The following is a 13,716-nucleotide window of genomic DNA, read 5'->3' on the forward strand; positions in this document are numbered from 1 at the left end:
ACATGCTGATCCCCCGTAGGGTCAAGCACCGCAAGCAGCACCACCCGAAGCGCTCCGGCGCCAGCAAGGGTGGTACGCAGGTTGCGTTCGGCGAGTACGGCATTCAGGCCCTCACGCCGGCGTACGTGACCAACCGCCAGATCGAGGCGGCTCGTATCGCGATGACCCGCCACATCAAGCGTGGCGGCAAGGTCTGGATCAACATCTACCCGGACCGTCCGCTGACGAAGAAGCCCGCCGAGACCCGCATGGGTTCCGGTAAGGGTTCTCCGGAGTGGTGGATCGCGAACGTCAAGCCGGGTCGGGTGATGTTCGAACTGTCCTACCCGAACGAGAAGATCGCGCGCGAGGCCCTGACCCGTGCGGCCCACAAGCTGCCGATGAAGTGCAAGATCGTGAAGCGCGAAGCAGGTGAGCTGTGATGTCGGCCGGTACCAAGGCGTCCGAGCTGCGCGAGCTGGGCAACGAGGAGCTTCTCAACAAGCTCCGCGAGGCCAAGGAAGAGCTGTTCAACCTCCGCTTCCAGGCGGCGACCGGTCAGCTCGAGAACCACGGTCGGCTCAAGTCCGTCCGTAAGGACATCGCCCGGATCTACACCCTGATGCGTGAGCGTGAGCTGGGCATCGAGACGGTGGAGAACGCCTGATGAGCGAGAGCAACGTGACTGAGAAGACCGAGCGCAACGCTCGCAAGGTCCGCGAGGGCCTGGTCGTCAGCGACAAGATGGACAAGACCGTCGTCGTCGCTGTCGAGGACCGCGTCAAGCACGCGCTGTACGGCAAGGTCATCCGCCGTACGAACAAGCTCAAGGCTCACGACGAGCAGAACGCTGCCGGCATCGGCGACCGCGTCCTCCTGATGGAGACCCGGAAGCTGTCCGCCACGAAGCACTGGCGCGTCGTCGAGATCCTCGAGAAGGCCAAGTAATTACTCGAGGGGTTTCCCTCGGGTCAGTTCCGCCAGGCTCGGCAGGGGCTTCCTCTGAAGCCCCTGCCGGGAACCGGCAGACAATCAGGAGATAGACGTGATCCAGCAGGAGTCGCGACTGCGTGTCGCCGACAACACTGGTGCCAAGGAGATCCTTTGCATCCGTGTTCTCGGTGGCTCCGGTCGCCGCTACGCGGGCATCGGTGACGTCATCGTCGCCACCGTCAAGGACGCGATCCCCGGTGGCAACGTGAAGAAGGGTGACGTCGTCAAGGCGGTCATCGTTCGCACCGTCAAGGAGCGCCGCCGCCAGGACGGCTCGTACATCCGCTTCGACGAGAACGCCGCTGTCATTCTCAAGAACGACGGCGACCCTCGTGGCACCCGTATCTTCGGCCCGGTCGGCCGTGAGCTGCGCGAGAAGAAGTTCATGAAGATCATCTCGCTCGCGCCGGAGGTGCTGTAAGCATGAAGATCAAGAAGGGCGACCTGGTCCAGGTCATCACCGGTAAGGACAAGGGCAAGCAGGGCAAGGTCATCACGGCCTTCCCCGCCGAGAACCGCGTCCTGGTCGAGGGTGTCAACCGGGTCAAGAAGCACACCAAGGCCGGCCCCTCGCAGGCCGGCGGCATCGTGACGACCGAGGCTCCGGTCCACGTCTCCAACGTCCAGCTGGTCGTGGAGAAGGACGGCAAGAAGGTCGTCACGCGTGTCGGTTACCGCTTCGACGACGAGGGCAACAAGATCCGCGTTGCCAAGCGGACGGGTGAGGACATCTGATGGCTACCACCACTCCGCGTCTCAAGACGAAGTACCGCGAGGAGATCGCGGGCAAGCTGCGTGACGAGTTCAAGTACGAGAACGTCATGCAGATCCCCGGCCTCGTGAAGATCGTGGTCAACATGGGTGTCGGCGACGCCGCCCGTGACTCGAAGCTGATCGACGGTGCGATCCGCGACCTCACCACGATCACCGGCCAGAAGCCGGCCGTCACCAAGGCTCGCAAGTCCATCGCGCAGTTCAAGCTGCGTGAGGGCCAGCCGATCGGTGCGCACGTCACCCTCCGTGGCGACCGCATGTGGGAGTTCCTGGACCGCACCCTGTCGCTCGCGCTCCCGCGCATCCGCGACTTCCGTGGTCTGTCCCCCAAGCAGTTCGACGGGCGTGGCAACTACACCTTCGGTCTCACGGAGCAGGTCATGTTCCACGAGATCGACCAGGACAAGATCGACCGTGTCCGGGGTATGGACATCACCGTGGTGACCACGGCGACCAACGACGCTGAGGGCCGCGCCCTTCTCCGTCACCTCGGCTTCCCGTTCAAGGAGGCGTAAGCGAGATGGCGAAGAAGGCTCTCATCGCGAAGGCTGCCCGCAAGCCCAAGTTCGGCGTGCGTGGCTACACGCGCTGCCAGCGCTGTGGTCGTCCCCACTCCGTGTACCGCAAGTTCGGCCTGTGCCGCGTGTGCCTCCGTGAGATGGCTCACCGTGGCGAGCTGCCGGGCGTGACCAAGAGCTCCTGGTAACTCCCTTCTGTCCTTAGGACGTTAGGGATAACCGGAGTCTCTCGGTAAGCATTGGGTCGGCGGAGGCCCACCCCCGCATGCCTTAGGCTTGTGGGGTTGGGCGTCCGCCGCCCGTACGACTTACTACGCCGTAGGTCCCCGCGCCGCACCCGTCCCGCCCCTGTGTGGGGAGAGGGATGGCGCATACAGGAAACCCCGGCGAGAGAGGCCGAAGGCCAATTCATGACCATGACTGATCCGATCGCGGACATGCTGACTCGTCTGCGTAACGCGAACTCGGCATACCACGACTCCGTGACGATGCCGCACAGCAAGATCAAGTCCCACATCGCGGAAATCCTCCAGCAGGAGGGCTTCATCACGGGCTGGAAGGTCGAGGACGCCGAGGTCGGCAAGAACCTCGTGCTCGACCTGAAGTTCGGTCCGAACCGTGAGCGCTCCATCGCGGGCATCAAGCGGATCTCGAAGCCGGGCCTCCGGGTTTACGCAAAGTCCACCAACCTGCCGAAGGTCCTCGGCGGCCTGGGCGTGGCGATCATCTCCACGTCCCACGGTCTCCTGACCGGCCAGCAGGCGCAGAAGAAGGGCGTGGGTGGGGAAGTCCTCGCCTACGTCTGGTAGTCGGGAACGGAGGAATAGCTAATGTCGCGTATTGGCAAGCTCCCCATCACGGTTCCCGCCGGCGTGGACGTCACCATCGAGGGCCGCACGGTCACGGTCAAGGGTTCCAAGGGCACCCTGACCCACACCGTCGCCGCGCCGATCGAGATCGTTAAGGGCGAGGATGGCGTGCTCAACGTCAACCGTCCGAACGACGAGCGTCAGAACAAGGCCCTGCACGGCCTGTCCCGCACGCTGGTGGCCAACATGATCACCGGTGTGACCCAGGGGTACGTGAAGGCGCTCGAGATCAGCGGTGTCGGTTACCGCGTGGCCGCGAAGGGCTCCGCTCTGGAGTTCCAGCTCGGCTACAGCCACCCGATCGTGATCGAGGCGCCCGAGGGCATCTCGTTCAAGGTCGAGTCGCCGACCAAGTTCTCGGTCGAGGGCATCGACAAGCAGAAGGTCGGCGAGGTCGCCGCCAACATCCGCAAGCTTCGCAAGCCCGACCCCTACAAGGCCAAGGGCGTGAAGTACGCGGGCGAGGTCATCCGCCGCAAGGTCGGAAAGGCTGGTAAGTAAGCCATGGCATACGGTGTGAAGATCGCCAAGGGCGACGCCTACAAGGGCGCCGCCAAGAAGCGCCGCCACATCCGCATCCGCAAGAACGTGTCGGGTACGGCGGAGCGTCCGCGCCTCGTCGTGACGCGTTCCAACCGCGGTATCACCGCTCAGGTCATCGACGACCTCAAGGGTCACACCCTTGCGTCGGCGTCGACCCTGGACGCGTCGATCCGTGGCGGCGAGGGTGACAAGTCCGCGCAGGCCAAGCAGGTCGGCGCCCTGGTCGCCGAGCGCGCCAAGGCCGCCGGTGTCGAGGCTGTCGTGTTCGACCGTGGTGGCAACAGGTACGCCGGGCGCATTGCCGCTCTGGCTGACGCCGCCCGCGAAGCCGGGCTGAAGTTCTAAGCCCCGGTTCCGGGACTAACGGACGTAACAGAGAGAGGTAATCCAATGGCTGGACCCCAGCGCCGCGGCAGCGGTGCCGGTGGCGGCGAGCGGCGGGACCGGAAGGGTCGCGACGGTGGCGCTGCCGCCGAGAAGACCGCGTACGTTGAGCGCGTTGTCGCGATCAACCGCGTCGCCAAGGTTGTCAAGGGTGGTCGTCGCTTCAGCTTCACCGCGCTCGTCGTGGTGGGTGACGGTGACGGCACCGTAGGTGTCGGTTACGGCAAGGCCAAGGAAGTTCCCGCGGCCATCGCCAAGGGCGTCGAGGAAGCCAAGAAGAACTTCTTCAAGGTTCCCCGCATCCAGGGCACCATCCCTCACCCGATCCAGGGCGAGAAGGCCGCGGGCGTCGTCCTGCTCAAGCCGGCTTCCCCCGGTACCGGTGTTATCGCCGGTGGCCCGGTGCGCGCCGTGCTCGAGTGCGCCGGCGTTCACGACATCCTGTCGAAGTCGCTCGGCTCCGACAACGCGATCAACATCGTGCACGCGACCGTGGAGGCCCTGAAGGGCCTGCAGCGTCCCGAGGAGATCGCGGCTCGCCGCGGTCTGCCCCTCGAGGACGTCGCTCCCGCGGCTCTGCTCCGTGCGCGTGCTGGGGCGGGTGCGTAATGGCTCGCCTCAAGGTCACGCAGACGAAGTCGTACATCGGCAGCAAGCAGAACCACCGCGACACCCTCCGTTCCCTGGGCCTCAAGCGCCTGGGTGACGTGGTTGTCAAGGAGGACCGCCCCGAGTTCCGCGGCATGGTGCACACCGTCCGCCACCTCGTGACGGTCGAGGAGGTTGACTGACATGGCGGAGAACAACCCGCTGAAGGCCCACAACCTCCGTCCCGCCCCGGGCGCCAAGACCGCCAAGACCCGTGTGGGTCGTGGTGAGGCGTCGAAGGGTAAGACGGCCGGTCGTGGTACGAAGGGCACGAAGGCCCGCTACCAGGTTCCGGAGCGCTTCGAGGGTGGCCAGATGCCGCTCCACATGCGCCTCCCGAAGCTGAAGGGCTTCAAGAACCCCTTCCGCACCGAGTACCAGGTCGTGAACCTGGACAAGCTCACCGCGCTCTACCCGCAGGGTGGCGAGGTCACGGTGGCCGACCTGGTCGCCAAGGGTGCCGTTCGCAAGAACCAGCTCGTCAAGGTCCTGGGCCAGGGCGAGGTCTCCGTGGCGCTGCAGGTGACGGTCGACGCCGTCTCCGGCTCCGCCAAGGAGAAGATCGCCGCCGCCGGCGGCACCGTCACCGAGCTCGTCTGAGACGACTCGATGGCCTGAACATCCGACCGGGGATGCCTCCCAAAAGGGGCATCCCCGGTTGGTCGTTCCTAGGGGGGCATGGTCGCCGGTAAGGTGGCGTGCACTGTCTAGGCTCCGTGCGGTATGCCCGCACGGAATTGATGACCGATACCCAAATCGTCGAACCTCAAGACCGTCACCCTTGACGCATAGCGCGGGGGTCGCAGGAGGCACCGTGCTCACCGCGTTCGCCCGGGCGTTCAAGACGCCCGACCTGCGCAAGAAGCTGCTCTTCACGCTCGCCATCATCGTGCTGTACCGCCTCGGGGCCCACATCCCGGTACCCGGCGTCAGCTACGAGGCCGTCCAGCAGTGTGTCAAGCAGGCCAGCGAGGGCAACAACAGCCTGTTCGGCCTGGTCAACATGTTCAGTGGCGGAGCGCTGCTGCAGATCACCATCTTCGCGCTCGGCATCATGCCGTACATCACGGCGAGCATCATCCTGCAGCTGCTGACCGTCGTGATCCCCCGCCTCGAAGCCCTCAAGAAGGAGGGTCAGGCCGGCACTGCCAAGATCACGCAGTACACCCGGTACCTGACCGTGGCGCTCGCCATCCTCCAGGGCACCGGTCTCGTCGCGACCGCCAAGAGCGGTGCGCTCTTCAGCGGCTGCATCGTCGCCGACCAGGTCGTGCCCGACCAGTCGATCTTCACCATCGCCACCATGGTCATCACCATGACCGCGGGCACCTGCATCGTCATGTGGCTCGGTGAGCTGATCACGGACCGCGGCATCGGCAACGGCATGTCGATCCTGATGTTCATCTCGATCGCCGCCGGCTTCCCGGGCGCCCTGTGGGCCATCAAGCAGAGCGGCAAGCTCGCCAAGGGCTGGATCGAGTTCGGCACCGTCATCCTCATCGGCTTCGTGATGGTGGCCCTCGTGGTCTTCGTCGAGCAGGCCCAGCGACGCATCCCGGTCCAGTACGCGAAGCGCATGATCGGCCGGCGCTCCTACGGCGGTACGTCCACTTACATCCCGTTGAAGGTGAACCAGGCGGGTGTGATTCCTGTCATCTTCGCGTCGTCGCTTCTCTACATCCCGGCCTTGATCGCGCAGTTCTCGAACAGCACCGCAGGCTGGAAGACCTGGATCGAAGCCCACTTCGTCAAGGGTGACCACCCGTATTACATCGCCGCGTACTTCCTCCTGATCGTGTTCTTCGCCTTCTTCTACGTGGCGATCTCGTTCAACCCCGAGGAAGTCGCGGACAACATGAAGAAGTATGGTGGCTTCATCCCGGGTATCCGGGCTGGTCGACCTACTGCCGAGTACCTGAGCTACGTGCTCAACCGGATCACTTGGCCGGGCTCGCTGTACTTGGGTCTGATCGCTCTTGTGCCGACGATGGCGTTGGCAGGCTTCGGTGGCGCAAATGCCAACTTCCCCTTCGGCGGGACGAGCATCCTCATCATCGTGGGTGTGGGGCTGGAGACCGTGAAGCAGATCGAGAGCCAGCTCCAGCAGCGCAATTACGAAGGGTTCCTCCGCTGATGCGAATCGTCCTCGTCGGACCGCCCGGTGCGGGCAAGGGCACGCAGGCCGCGTACCTCGCCAAGAACCTGGGCATCCCGCACATCTCTACGGGCGACCTGTTCCGTGCCAACATCTCGCAGGGCACGCCGCTGGGCGTAGAGGCGCAGTCGTACATGAAGGCCGGCCAGCTCGTGCCGGACTCCGTGACGATCGGGATGGCCGAGGACCGCATGCGCCAGGCGGACGCCGAGGGCGGCTTCCTGCTCGACGGCTTCCCGCGGAACGTGGCCCAGGCCGAGGCCCTGGACGCGTTCCTCAAGGCCGACGGCATCGAGCTGGACGCGGTCCTGGACCTGGAGGTCCCCGAGGACGAGGTCGTGAAGCGGATCGCGGGTCGCCGCATCTGCCGCAACGACTCTTCTCACGTCTTCCACGTGTCGTACAACGCTCCGAAGACCGAGGGCGTCTGCGACGCCTGCGGCGGCGAGCTGTACCAGCGCGACGACGACAACGAGGAGACCGTCCGCCACCGTCTGGCGGTCTACCACACGGAGACCGAGCCGATCATCGACTACTACCGGGCGCAGAACCTGGTCGAGACGATCTCGGCGCTCGGCAAGGTGGACGAGGTCACCGCCAAGGCGATGGCCGCGCTCAAGAAGTAACCCCTGGTTCGTTCGATACGGCCGCGGTGCCCCTCGGGGGCGTCGCGGCCGTATCGTTGTTCTGTTCCCCGTACTCGATGGAAAGGCCGCGGCCACGATGGTGCAGATCAAGACCCCCGAGCAGATCGCGAAGATGCGCGAGGCGGGGCTGGTCGTCGCCGCCATCCACGCGGCCACGCGCGAGGCGGCCGTGCCGGGCGCCACGACGAAGGACCTGGACGAGGTCGCGCGGAAGGTCATCGCCGACCACGGCGCGAAGTCGAACTTCCTCGGGTACGGCGGCTTCCCCGCGACGATCTGCACCTCGGTGAACGAGGTCGTCGTCCACGGCATCCCCGACGACAAGACCGTCCTCAAGGACGGCGACATCATCTCGATCGACTGCGGCGCGATCGTGGACGGCTGGCACGGCGACGCGGCGTACACCGCCTTCGTCGGCACCGGTCACGCCCCGGAGCTGATCGAGCTCTCCCGGGTGACCGAGGAGTCGATGTGGGCCGGCATCGCGGCCATGAAGCTCGGCAACCGTCTGGTGGACATCTCGAAGGCGATCGAGACGTACATCAAGAGGCAGCCGCGGCCGGCCGTGGGCGACCACAGCAAGGGCCGCTACGGCATCATCGAGGACTACGGCGGCCACGGCATCGGCACCGAGATGCACATGGACCCGCACCTGCTGAACTACGTCTCCCGCAAGCGCGGCAAGGGCCCGAAGCTGGTCCCCGGCCTCTGCCTGGCGATCGAGCCGATGGTCTCCCTGGGCACCCCACAGACGGAGGTCCTGAAGGACGACTGGACGGTCATCACGACGGACGGCACCTGGTCCTCCCACTGGGAGCACTCGGTGGCCCTCACGGAGGCCGGCCCCCTGGTCCTCACGGCGGTCGACGGCGGCAAGGCGAAGCTCGCCGAGCTGGGCGTGACGGCTGCGCCGGACCCGCTGGCGTAGCGGATTCGTCTCTCGCGTAATGATCTTCTACGGTGGGCAGACTTCCCGATTCGTCTTTTCCTGGGGCCTGACGTAGACTGATGCGTCGGCTCTCGTGTACCCGTGTGCCTGCACACGGCGGCGAGAGTCGATCAAGGTAGCCGATTCGAAAGGCGAAGCGTGGCCAAGAAGCAAGGTGCCATCGAAATCGAGGGCACCGTGATCGAGTCCCTCCCGAACGCCATGTTCAAGGTGGAGCTCCAGAACGGTCACAAGGTCCTCGCGCACATCTCCGGCAAGATGCGGATGCACTACATCCGAATCCTCCCGGACGACCGGGTCGTCGTGGAGCTCTCTCCGTACGACCTGACGCGTGGCCGGATCGTCTACCGGTACAAGTAGATCTTGCCGTACCCGCCTCCGCGCGGGTGGTGGCACTGACCCGGAGAACCTCACATCCCATGAAGGTCAAGCCGAGCGTCAAGAAGATCTGCGACAAGTGCAAGGTGATCCGCCGTCACGGCCGGGTCATGGTCATCTGCGACAACCTGCGCCACAAGCAGCGCCAGGGCTGACGCACGCCGACCGACCTGCATTTCGCAGTTCTTCGCGCGACGCATAGCAATACGTACATACGCAGAGCCCGTCCGACCGTGTCCCACGGTTGACGGCACCTCCGGCGGGGGCCGGGGACCCGACCTGTACCTCATACGGCAGCCGGGAACGGTTCTGCAGCAGACCCCCGAGAACACAGGAGCCATTGAATGGCACGCGTTTCCGGTGTTGACATCCCGCGCGAAAAGCGTGTGGTGGTCGCACTCACCTACGTCTTCGGCATCGGGCGTACCCGGTCCGAGGAGATCCTCGCCGCTACCGGCGTGAACCCGTCCACCCGTGTCCGCGACCTTGCCGAGGAAGACCTCGTCAAGATCCGCGAGTACGTGGACGCCAACCTCCAGACCGAGGGTGACCTCCGCCGCGAGATCGCCGCCGACATCCGCCGCAAGGTCGAGATCGGCTGCTACCAGGGTCTGCGCCACCGTCGTGGCCTGCCCGTCCGCGGTCAGCGCACCAGCACGAACGCCCGTACCCGCAAGGGCCCGCGTCGCGCCATCGCCGGCAAGAAGAAGCCGGGCAAGAAGTAGTCCTCAGCGGACGCTTGACCAAGCGGTCTTCGCTGTAGGACCGACCACCTCCCGTAGGAGAACGACATGCCCCCCAAGGGTCGTCAGGGCGCTGCCAAGAAGGTGCGCCGCAAGGAAAAGAAGAACGTCGCTCACGGCCACGCGCACATCAAGAGCACGTTCAACAACACGATCGTCTCGATCACGGACCCCTCGGGCAACGTGATCTCCTGGGCCTCCGCCGGCCACGTCGGCTTCAAGGGCTCGCGCAAGTCCACCCCGTTCGCCGCGCAGATGGCCGCCGAGTCGGCCGCTCGCCGCGCGCAGGAGCACGGCATGCGCAAGGTCGACGTCTTCGTCAAGGGTCCCGGCTCCGGCCGTGAGACCGCGATCCGCTCCCTCCAGGCCACGGGCCTCGAGGTCGGCTCGATCCAGGACGTCACCCCCACGCCGCACAACGGCTGCCGTCCCCCCAAGCGCCGCCGCGTCTGACGCACGGGCTGCTTGAGCAGGACTCTTCGGGCGGTGCGTCCCCTTGTGGGACGTACCGCCCGTACCCTTGTAGTACCTGTCGGGCGTCAAATAGTGGGCGTCCACGACTGAAGGAATCACAGACATGCTTATCGCTCAGCGTCCGTCGCTGACCGAAGAGGTCGTCGACGAGTTCCGCTCCCGGTTCGTCATCGAGCCGCTGGAGCCGGGCTTCGGCTACACCCTCGGCAACTCCCTCCGCCGTACCCTCCTCTCCTCGATCCCGGGTGCCGCTGTCACCAGCATCCGCATCGACGGTGTCCTGCACGAGTTCACCACCGTGCCGGGCGTCAAGGAGGACGTCACCGACCTCATCCTCAACATCAAGCAGCTGGTCGTCTCCTCGGAGCACGACGAGCCGGTCGTGATGTACCTGCGCAAGCAGGGCCCGGGTCTGGTCACCGCCGCCGACATCGCGCCCCCGGCCGGTGTCGAGGTCCACAACCCCGACCTCGTTCTGGCGACCCTGAACGCCAAGGGCAAGCTGGAGATGGAGCTGACCGTCGAGCGCGGTCGCGGCTACGTCTCCGCCGTCCAGAACAAGCAGGTCGGCCAGGAGATCGGCCGCATCCCGGTCGACTCCATCTACAGCCCCGTGCTGAAGGTCACCTACAAGGTCGAGGCGACCCGAGTCGAGCAGCGCACCGACTTCGACAAGCTCATCGTCGACGTCGAGACCAAGCAGGCCATGCGCCCGCGTGACGCCATGGCGTCCGCCGGCAAGACCCTGGTCGAGCTGTTCGGTCTCGCCCGCGAGCTGAACATCGACGCCGAGGGCATCGACATGGGCCCGTCCCCGACGGACGCCGCCCTCGCCGCCGACCTGGCGCTGCCGATCGAGGAGCTCGAGCTCACCGTTCGCTCGTACAACTGCCTCAAGCGTGAGGGCATCCACTCCGTGGGTGAGCTCGTCGCCCGCTCCGAGGCCGACCTGCTCGACATCCGCAACTTCGGTGCGAAGTCGATCGACGAGGTCAAGGCGAAGCTGGCCGGCATGGGCCTCGCGCTGAAGGACTCGCCGCCCGGATTCGACCCGACCGCTGCCGCTGACGCCTTCGGCGCCGACGACGACGCGGACGCGGGCTTCGTCGAGACCGAGCAGTACTAAGAGCTCGGGACCGACGGTCCAGATTTGGCTGCGGACCGGCTTCGGCTGGTCGCGCAGTTCCCCGCGCCCCTAACGGGGCGCGGGGTCTCCGACGGGTGACCGCCCGCTCGGACACTGACATCGGTACCTCACACGGCCGGTGCAGATCACAAGGAGAAACACCATGCCGCGTCCCGCGAAGGGTGCCCGCCTCGGCGGTTCCGCCGCGCACGAGAAGCTGCTCCTCGCCAACCTGGCGAAGTCGCTCTTCGAGCACGGCCGCATCACCACGACCGAGGCCAAGGCCCGTCGCCTGCGTCCGGTCGCCGAGCGCCTGATCACCAAGGCGAAGAAGGGCGACATCCACAACCGTCGCCTGGTGCTGCAGACGATCACCGACAAGGGCATCGTCCACACCCTCTTCACCGAGATCGCCCCGCGTTACTCGGAGCGTCCGGGTGGCTACACCCGCATCACCAAGATCGGCAACCGTCGTGGCGACAACGCCCCGATGGCCGTGATCGAGCTGGTCGAGGGCGAGATCGCCAAGAAGGCGACCGTTGCCGAGGCCGAGGCCGCCACCAAGCGCGCCGTCAAGGAGGCCGACGAGGCCGCCGCCGTCGAGGCGACCGAGGACGAGGCGAAGGACGCGTAAGCGTTTTTCGTACGTTTCTCGTGAGCGGGCCCGTACCCCCTGGGGTGCGGGCCCGTTCCGTTGTGTGTGACGTGTGTTTGAGAGGATCTTCGCGTGAGCGATGACGTGCAGGACGGGTTCGTACGGGTACGCCTTGACCTTTCGTACGACGGCAAGGACTTCTCCGGCTGGGCCAAGCAGGCCCAGGGGCAGCGGACCGTACAGGGCGAGATCGAGGACGCCCTGCGGACCGTGACCCGGTCCAAGGAGACGTACGAGCTGACCGTCGCCGGCCGGACCGACGCCGGGGTGCACGCGCGCGGCCAGGTCGCCCACGTCGACCTGCCCGTGGAGCTGTGGGCCGAGCACCGGGACAAGCTGCTGCGGCGGCTCGCGGGGCGGCTCTCGCACGACGTGCGGGTGTGGTCGGTGGAAGAGGCCCCCGCCGGGTTCAACGCGCGGTTCTCCGCCATCTGGCGCCGCTACGCCTACCGCGTCACCGACAACCCCGGCGGCGTCGACCCGCTGCTGCGCGGGCACGTGCTCTGGCACGACTGGGCCCTCGACATGGACGCCATGAACGAGGCCGCCACCGCGCTCGTCGGCGAGCACGACTTCGCCGCGTACTGCAAGAAGCGCGAGGGCGCCACCACCATCCGCACGCTCCAGGTGCTGCGCTGGGAGCGGCGGGACGACGGGATCCTGGAGGCGACCGTCAAGGCGGACGCCTTCTGCCACAACATGGTCCGCTCGCTCGTCGGCGCCCTGCTCTTCGTCGGCGACGGCCACCGGCCGGTCGACTGGCCCGGCAAGGTGCTCGCCGCCGGCGTGCGGGACTCGGCCGTCCACGTCGTACGGCCGCACGGCCTCACCCTCGAAGAGGTCGGCTACCCGGAGGACGCGCTGCTCGCCGCGCGCTCCAAGGAGGCGCGCAACAAGCGGTCACTCCCCGGAGCCGGCGGCGGCTGCTGCTGAGGCCTGGGCGCGGCCCCGGGCGTAGATCTGGTTGAAGGCGAAGGTGCCGAGGTCGTCGCTGGACTGGAAGACCGGCTTGTCGGCCTTGGTGACCTTCTTGCCGTTGGCGAAGCCGGCCTGGGTGAAGTACGCGTACCGGCCGATCGCGTTCGAGCGGCGCAGGCAGACCGTGGCGTGGCAGAAATCACCCACGCCCCCGCCCACCAGGGGCGCGATGCCGCCGGTGGCCTGGTCCTTCGCCTTCTGGGCCGCCGCCTCGGACGGGAAGACGGCGACGCCGACGGTGATCGCCACGCCGTCCTTCACGTAGGTGGCGCGCAGCACCCGCTGGCAGCCGTTCCGCTTCAGGACCGTGCCGAGGCCGCCCTGGGTGACGGCCGCGCAGTCGGTCGTGGCGGAGGTCGTGCCCTTCTTGTACGCGCGGCCGTTCATGCTCATCTTCTTGCCCGGGAAGAGGCCCTCGGCGGTGAGCGGGGCCTTGTCCTTCTTCGGGTCCGAGATGTAGTCCTTCGGGTTCGGCGGGGGCGGCGGCGCCACCGACGAGAACGTCGGCTCGGGGGTCGGCGTGCCGGTGGGGGAGACCGTGCCGGTGGGGAGCGGGCCGTTCTTGGCCTCGTCGTTCTTCTTGTTGGTGCTCACGACGGCGGTCGCGACGATCGCGCCCACGGCCACCGTGGCCAGGACCCCGCCGACGATCAGCAGGAGGCGCTTGCGGCGGCCGCGCGAGGCCGAGGCGTCGGCCAGGGCGCCCCAGTCGGGGGTGTCACCGCTGCCCTGGGCGCCCGGGAAGGGGTTCGGCTGCTGGGGCGGTGGATACCCGTAGCCCGGCTGCTGCCCGTTCCCCTGCTGCGGCGGGTACCCGTACCCGGGCTGCTGTCCGTACCCCTGCTGCCCCTGCTGCTGCGGCTCCTGCGGCCACTGCGGTCCCCCAAAGCTCATGCCGCGCAT

General features: G+C 66.7%; 24 protein-coding genes. 23 read left to right on the forward strand and 1 reads right to left on the reverse strand.

Annotated features, from left to right (window positions below):
• The first annotated feature begins 2 nt into the window (after positions 1-2).
• The 23 genes from rplP to truA all read left to right on the forward strand — a co-directional run bounded on the left by rplP (position 3) and on the right by truA (position 12,768).
• The gene (gene rplP, locus SVTN_RS22865; RefSeq protein ID WP_017239579.1) at positions 3-422 is read left to right on the forward strand and encodes a 50S ribosomal protein L16; all 420 of its coding nucleotides are present in this window, start codon (positions 3-5) and stop codon (positions 420-422) included.
• Positions 422-646 carry a 50S ribosomal protein L29 gene (gene rpmC / locus SVTN_RS22870; protein ID WP_017239580.1) on the forward strand — a complete coding sequence of 75 codons (225 nt, stop codon included), beginning with the start codon at positions 422-424 and terminating at the stop codon, positions 644-646. Before rplP ends, rpmC begins: the two co-directional genes overlap by 1 nt.
• Positions 646-927: a 30S ribosomal protein S17 gene (gene rpsQ, locus SVTN_RS22875; RefSeq protein WP_030208995.1), complete on the forward strand. Its 282-nt coding sequence runs from the start codon at positions 646-648 to the stop codon at positions 925-927. Before rpmC ends, rpsQ begins: the two co-directional genes overlap by 1 nt.
• A 97-nt stretch (positions 928-1,024) precedes the next feature.
• A complete protein-coding gene (rplN, locus tag SVTN_RS22880) occupies positions 1,025-1,393 on the forward strand; it encodes a 50S ribosomal protein L14 (protein WP_003956455.1) in 369 nt (122 codons plus the stop codon).
• Positions 1,394-1,395: 2 nt separating this feature from the next.
• Entirely contained in the window at positions 1,396-1,707 is a 312-nt protein-coding gene (rplX, locus tag SVTN_RS22885; RefSeq protein ID WP_041130777.1) for a 50S ribosomal protein L24, read from the forward strand.
• Positions 1,704-2,261 carry a 50S ribosomal protein L5 gene (gene rplE / locus SVTN_RS22890; RefSeq protein WP_099055218.1) on the forward strand — a complete coding sequence of 186 codons (558 nt, stop codon included), beginning with the start codon at positions 1,704-1,706 and terminating at the stop codon, positions 2,259-2,261. The genes rplX and rplE overlap by 4 nt, the downstream gene beginning before the upstream one ends.
• Positions 2,262-2,266: 5 nt before the next feature.
• Complete coding sequence (locus tag SVTN_RS22895; RefSeq protein ID WP_003948630.1) at positions 2,267-2,452, forward strand: type Z 30S ribosomal protein S14; 186 nt, start codon at positions 2,267-2,269, stop codon at positions 2,450-2,452.
• Positions 2,453-2,674: 222 nt separating this feature from the next.
• On the forward strand, positions 2,675-3,073 hold the full coding sequence (gene rpsH / locus SVTN_RS22900) for a 30S ribosomal protein S8 (RefSeq protein WP_041130779.1): 399 nt from the start codon (positions 2,675-2,677) through the stop codon (positions 3,071-3,073).
• A 21-nt stretch (positions 3,074-3,094) separates the two neighbouring features.
• Positions 3,095-3,634, forward strand: a complete 540-nt coding sequence (rplF, locus tag SVTN_RS22905) for a 50S ribosomal protein L6 (protein ID WP_041130780.1) — start codon at positions 3,095-3,097, stop codon at positions 3,632-3,634.
• Positions 3,635-3,637: 3 nt separating this feature from the next.
• Positions 3,638-4,021, forward strand: a complete 384-nt coding sequence (rplR, locus tag SVTN_RS22910) for a 50S ribosomal protein L18 (protein WP_030687809.1) — start codon at positions 3,638-3,640, stop codon at positions 4,019-4,021.
• A 45-nt stretch (positions 4,022-4,066) separates the two neighbouring features.
• Positions 4,067-4,669, forward strand: coding sequence for a 30S ribosomal protein S5 (rpsE, locus tag SVTN_RS22915; RefSeq protein WP_015035588.1), 603 nt, complete (start codon positions 4,067-4,069; stop codon positions 4,667-4,669).
• Entirely contained in the window at positions 4,669-4,851 is a 183-nt protein-coding gene (gene rpmD / locus SVTN_RS22920) for a 50S ribosomal protein L30 (protein ID WP_041130781.1), read from the forward strand. Before rpsE ends, rpmD begins: the two co-directional genes overlap by 1 nt.
• Position 4,852: 1 nt before the next feature.
• Positions 4,853-5,308 (forward strand): 50S ribosomal protein L15, encoded by a 456-nt coding sequence (gene rplO / locus SVTN_RS22925; protein WP_030687807.1) that lies wholly within the window; start codon positions 4,853-4,855, stop codon positions 5,306-5,308.
• A gap of 214 nt (positions 5,309-5,522) precedes the next feature.
• A complete protein-coding gene (gene secY, locus SVTN_RS22930; protein WP_041130782.1) occupies positions 5,523-6,842 on the forward strand; it encodes a preprotein translocase subunit SecY in 1,320 nt (439 codons plus the stop codon).
• Entirely contained in the window at positions 6,842-7,489 is a 648-nt protein-coding gene (locus tag SVTN_RS22935; protein WP_041130783.1) for an adenylate kinase, read from the forward strand. Before secY ends, SVTN_RS22935 begins: the two co-directional genes overlap by 1 nt.
• A gap of 97 nt (positions 7,490-7,586) precedes the next feature.
• Positions 7,587-8,438: a type I methionyl aminopeptidase gene (map, locus tag SVTN_RS22940; protein ID WP_041130784.1), complete on the forward strand. Its 852-nt coding sequence runs from the start codon at positions 7,587-7,589 to the stop codon at positions 8,436-8,438.
• A 159-nt stretch (positions 8,439-8,597) separates the two neighbouring features.
• A complete protein-coding gene (gene infA / locus SVTN_RS22945; RefSeq protein ID WP_003956442.1) occupies positions 8,598-8,819 on the forward strand; it encodes a translation initiation factor IF-1 in 222 nt (73 codons plus the stop codon).
• A 59-nt stretch (positions 8,820-8,878) separates the two neighbouring features.
• The gene (gene rpmJ / locus SVTN_RS22950; RefSeq protein ID WP_003956441.1) at positions 8,879-8,992 is read left to right on the forward strand and encodes a 50S ribosomal protein L36; all 114 of its coding nucleotides are present in this window, start codon (positions 8,879-8,881) and stop codon (positions 8,990-8,992) included.
• 189 nt (positions 8,993-9,181) lie between these two features.
• Entirely contained in the window at positions 9,182-9,562 is a 381-nt protein-coding gene (gene rpsM / locus SVTN_RS22955; protein ID WP_015035595.1) for a 30S ribosomal protein S13, read from the forward strand.
• 66 nt (positions 9,563-9,628) lie between these two features.
• Positions 9,629-10,033, forward strand: a complete 405-nt coding sequence (gene rpsK / locus SVTN_RS22960; RefSeq protein WP_003956432.1) for a 30S ribosomal protein S11 — start codon at positions 9,629-9,631, stop codon at positions 10,031-10,033.
• A gap of 124 nt (positions 10,034-10,157) precedes the next feature.
• Positions 10,158-11,180 (forward strand): DNA-directed RNA polymerase subunit alpha, encoded by a 1,023-nt coding sequence (locus tag SVTN_RS22965; protein WP_004946635.1) that lies wholly within the window; start codon positions 10,158-10,160, stop codon positions 11,178-11,180.
• Between the two features lie 163 nt (positions 11,181-11,343).
• Entirely contained in the window at positions 11,344-11,814 is a 471-nt protein-coding gene (rplQ, locus tag SVTN_RS22970; RefSeq protein ID WP_031012120.1) for a 50S ribosomal protein L17, read from the forward strand.
• Positions 11,815-11,907: 93 nt separating this feature from the next.
• Positions 11,908-12,768 (forward strand): tRNA pseudouridine(38-40) synthase TruA, encoded by an 861-nt coding sequence (gene truA / locus SVTN_RS22975; protein WP_041130785.1) that lies wholly within the window; start codon positions 11,908-11,910, stop codon positions 12,766-12,768.
• On the opposite strand, the gene SVTN_RS22980 is transcribed toward truA, so the two are convergent.
• Complete coding sequence (locus SVTN_RS22980; RefSeq protein ID WP_041130786.1) at positions 12,736-13,707, reverse strand: hypothetical protein; 972 nt, start codon at positions 13,705-13,707, stop codon at positions 12,736-12,738. The two genes, truA and SVTN_RS22980, sit on opposite strands and share 33 nt — an antisense overlap.
• Positions 13,708-13,716: the final 9 nt, after the last annotated feature.

The organism is Streptomyces vietnamensis (assembly GCF_000830005.1).
GTDB classification, from domain to species: domain Bacteria; phylum Actinomycetota; class Actinomycetes; order Streptomycetales; family Streptomycetaceae; genus Streptomyces; species Streptomyces vietnamensis.

Coding starts and splice junctions, on each gene's coding strand:
- SVTN_RS22965 (WP_004946635.1), top strand. CDS start 10,158: ATGCTTATCGCTCAGCGTCCGTCGCTGACCGAAGAGGTCGTCGACGAG.
- SVTN_RS22935 (WP_041130783.1), top strand. CDS start 6,842: ATGCGAATCGTCCTCGTCGGACCGCCCGGTGCGGGCAAGGGCACGCAG.
- rplQ (WP_031012120.1), top strand. CDS start 11,344: ATGCCGCGTCCCGCGAAGGGTGCCCGCCTCGGCGGTTCCGCCGCGCAC.
- rpsH (WP_041130779.1), top strand. CDS start 2,675: ATGACCATGACTGATCCGATCGCGGACATGCTGACTCGTCTGCGTAAC.
- rpsE (WP_015035588.1), top strand. CDS start 4,067: ATGGCTGGACCCCAGCGCCGCGGCAGCGGTGCCGGTGGCGGCGAGCGG.
- rplO (WP_030687807.1), top strand. CDS start 4,853: ATGGCGGAGAACAACCCGCTGAAGGCCCACAACCTCCGTCCCGCCCCG.
- map (WP_041130784.1), top strand. CDS start 7,587: ATGGTGCAGATCAAGACCCCCGAGCAGATCGCGAAGATGCGCGAGGCG.
- rpmJ (WP_003956441.1), top strand. CDS start 8,879: ATGAAGGTCAAGCCGAGCGTCAAGAAGATCTGCGACAAGTGCAAGGTG.
- rplX (WP_041130777.1), top strand. CDS start 1,396: ATGAAGATCAAGAAGGGCGACCTGGTCCAGGTCATCACCGGTAAGGAC.
- rplR (WP_030687809.1), top strand. CDS start 3,638: ATGGCATACGGTGTGAAGATCGCCAAGGGCGACGCCTACAAGGGCGCC.
- SVTN_RS22980 (WP_041130786.1), bottom strand. CDS start 13,707: ATGAGCTTTGGGGGACCGCAGTGGCCGCAGGAGCCGCAGCAGCAGGGG.
- rpsM (WP_015035595.1), top strand. CDS start 9,182: ATGGCACGCGTTTCCGGTGTTGACATCCCGCGCGAAAAGCGTGTGGTG.
- rplF (WP_041130780.1), top strand. CDS start 3,095: ATGTCGCGTATTGGCAAGCTCCCCATCACGGTTCCCGCCGGCGTGGAC.
- rpmC (WP_017239580.1), top strand. CDS start 422: ATGTCGGCCGGTACCAAGGCGTCCGAGCTGCGCGAGCTGGGCAACGAG.
- rplP (WP_017239579.1), top strand. CDS start 3: ATGCTGATCCCCCGTAGGGTCAAGCACCGCAAGCAGCACCACCCGAAG.
- SVTN_RS22895 (WP_003948630.1), top strand. CDS start 2,267: ATGGCGAAGAAGGCTCTCATCGCGAAGGCTGCCCGCAAGCCCAAGTTC.
- rpsK (WP_003956432.1), top strand. CDS start 9,629: ATGCCCCCCAAGGGTCGTCAGGGCGCTGCCAAGAAGGTGCGCCGCAAG.
- rpmD (WP_041130781.1), top strand. CDS start 4,669: ATGGCTCGCCTCAAGGTCACGCAGACGAAGTCGTACATCGGCAGCAAG.
- rpsQ (WP_030208995.1), top strand. CDS start 646: ATGAGCGAGAGCAACGTGACTGAGAAGACCGAGCGCAACGCTCGCAAG.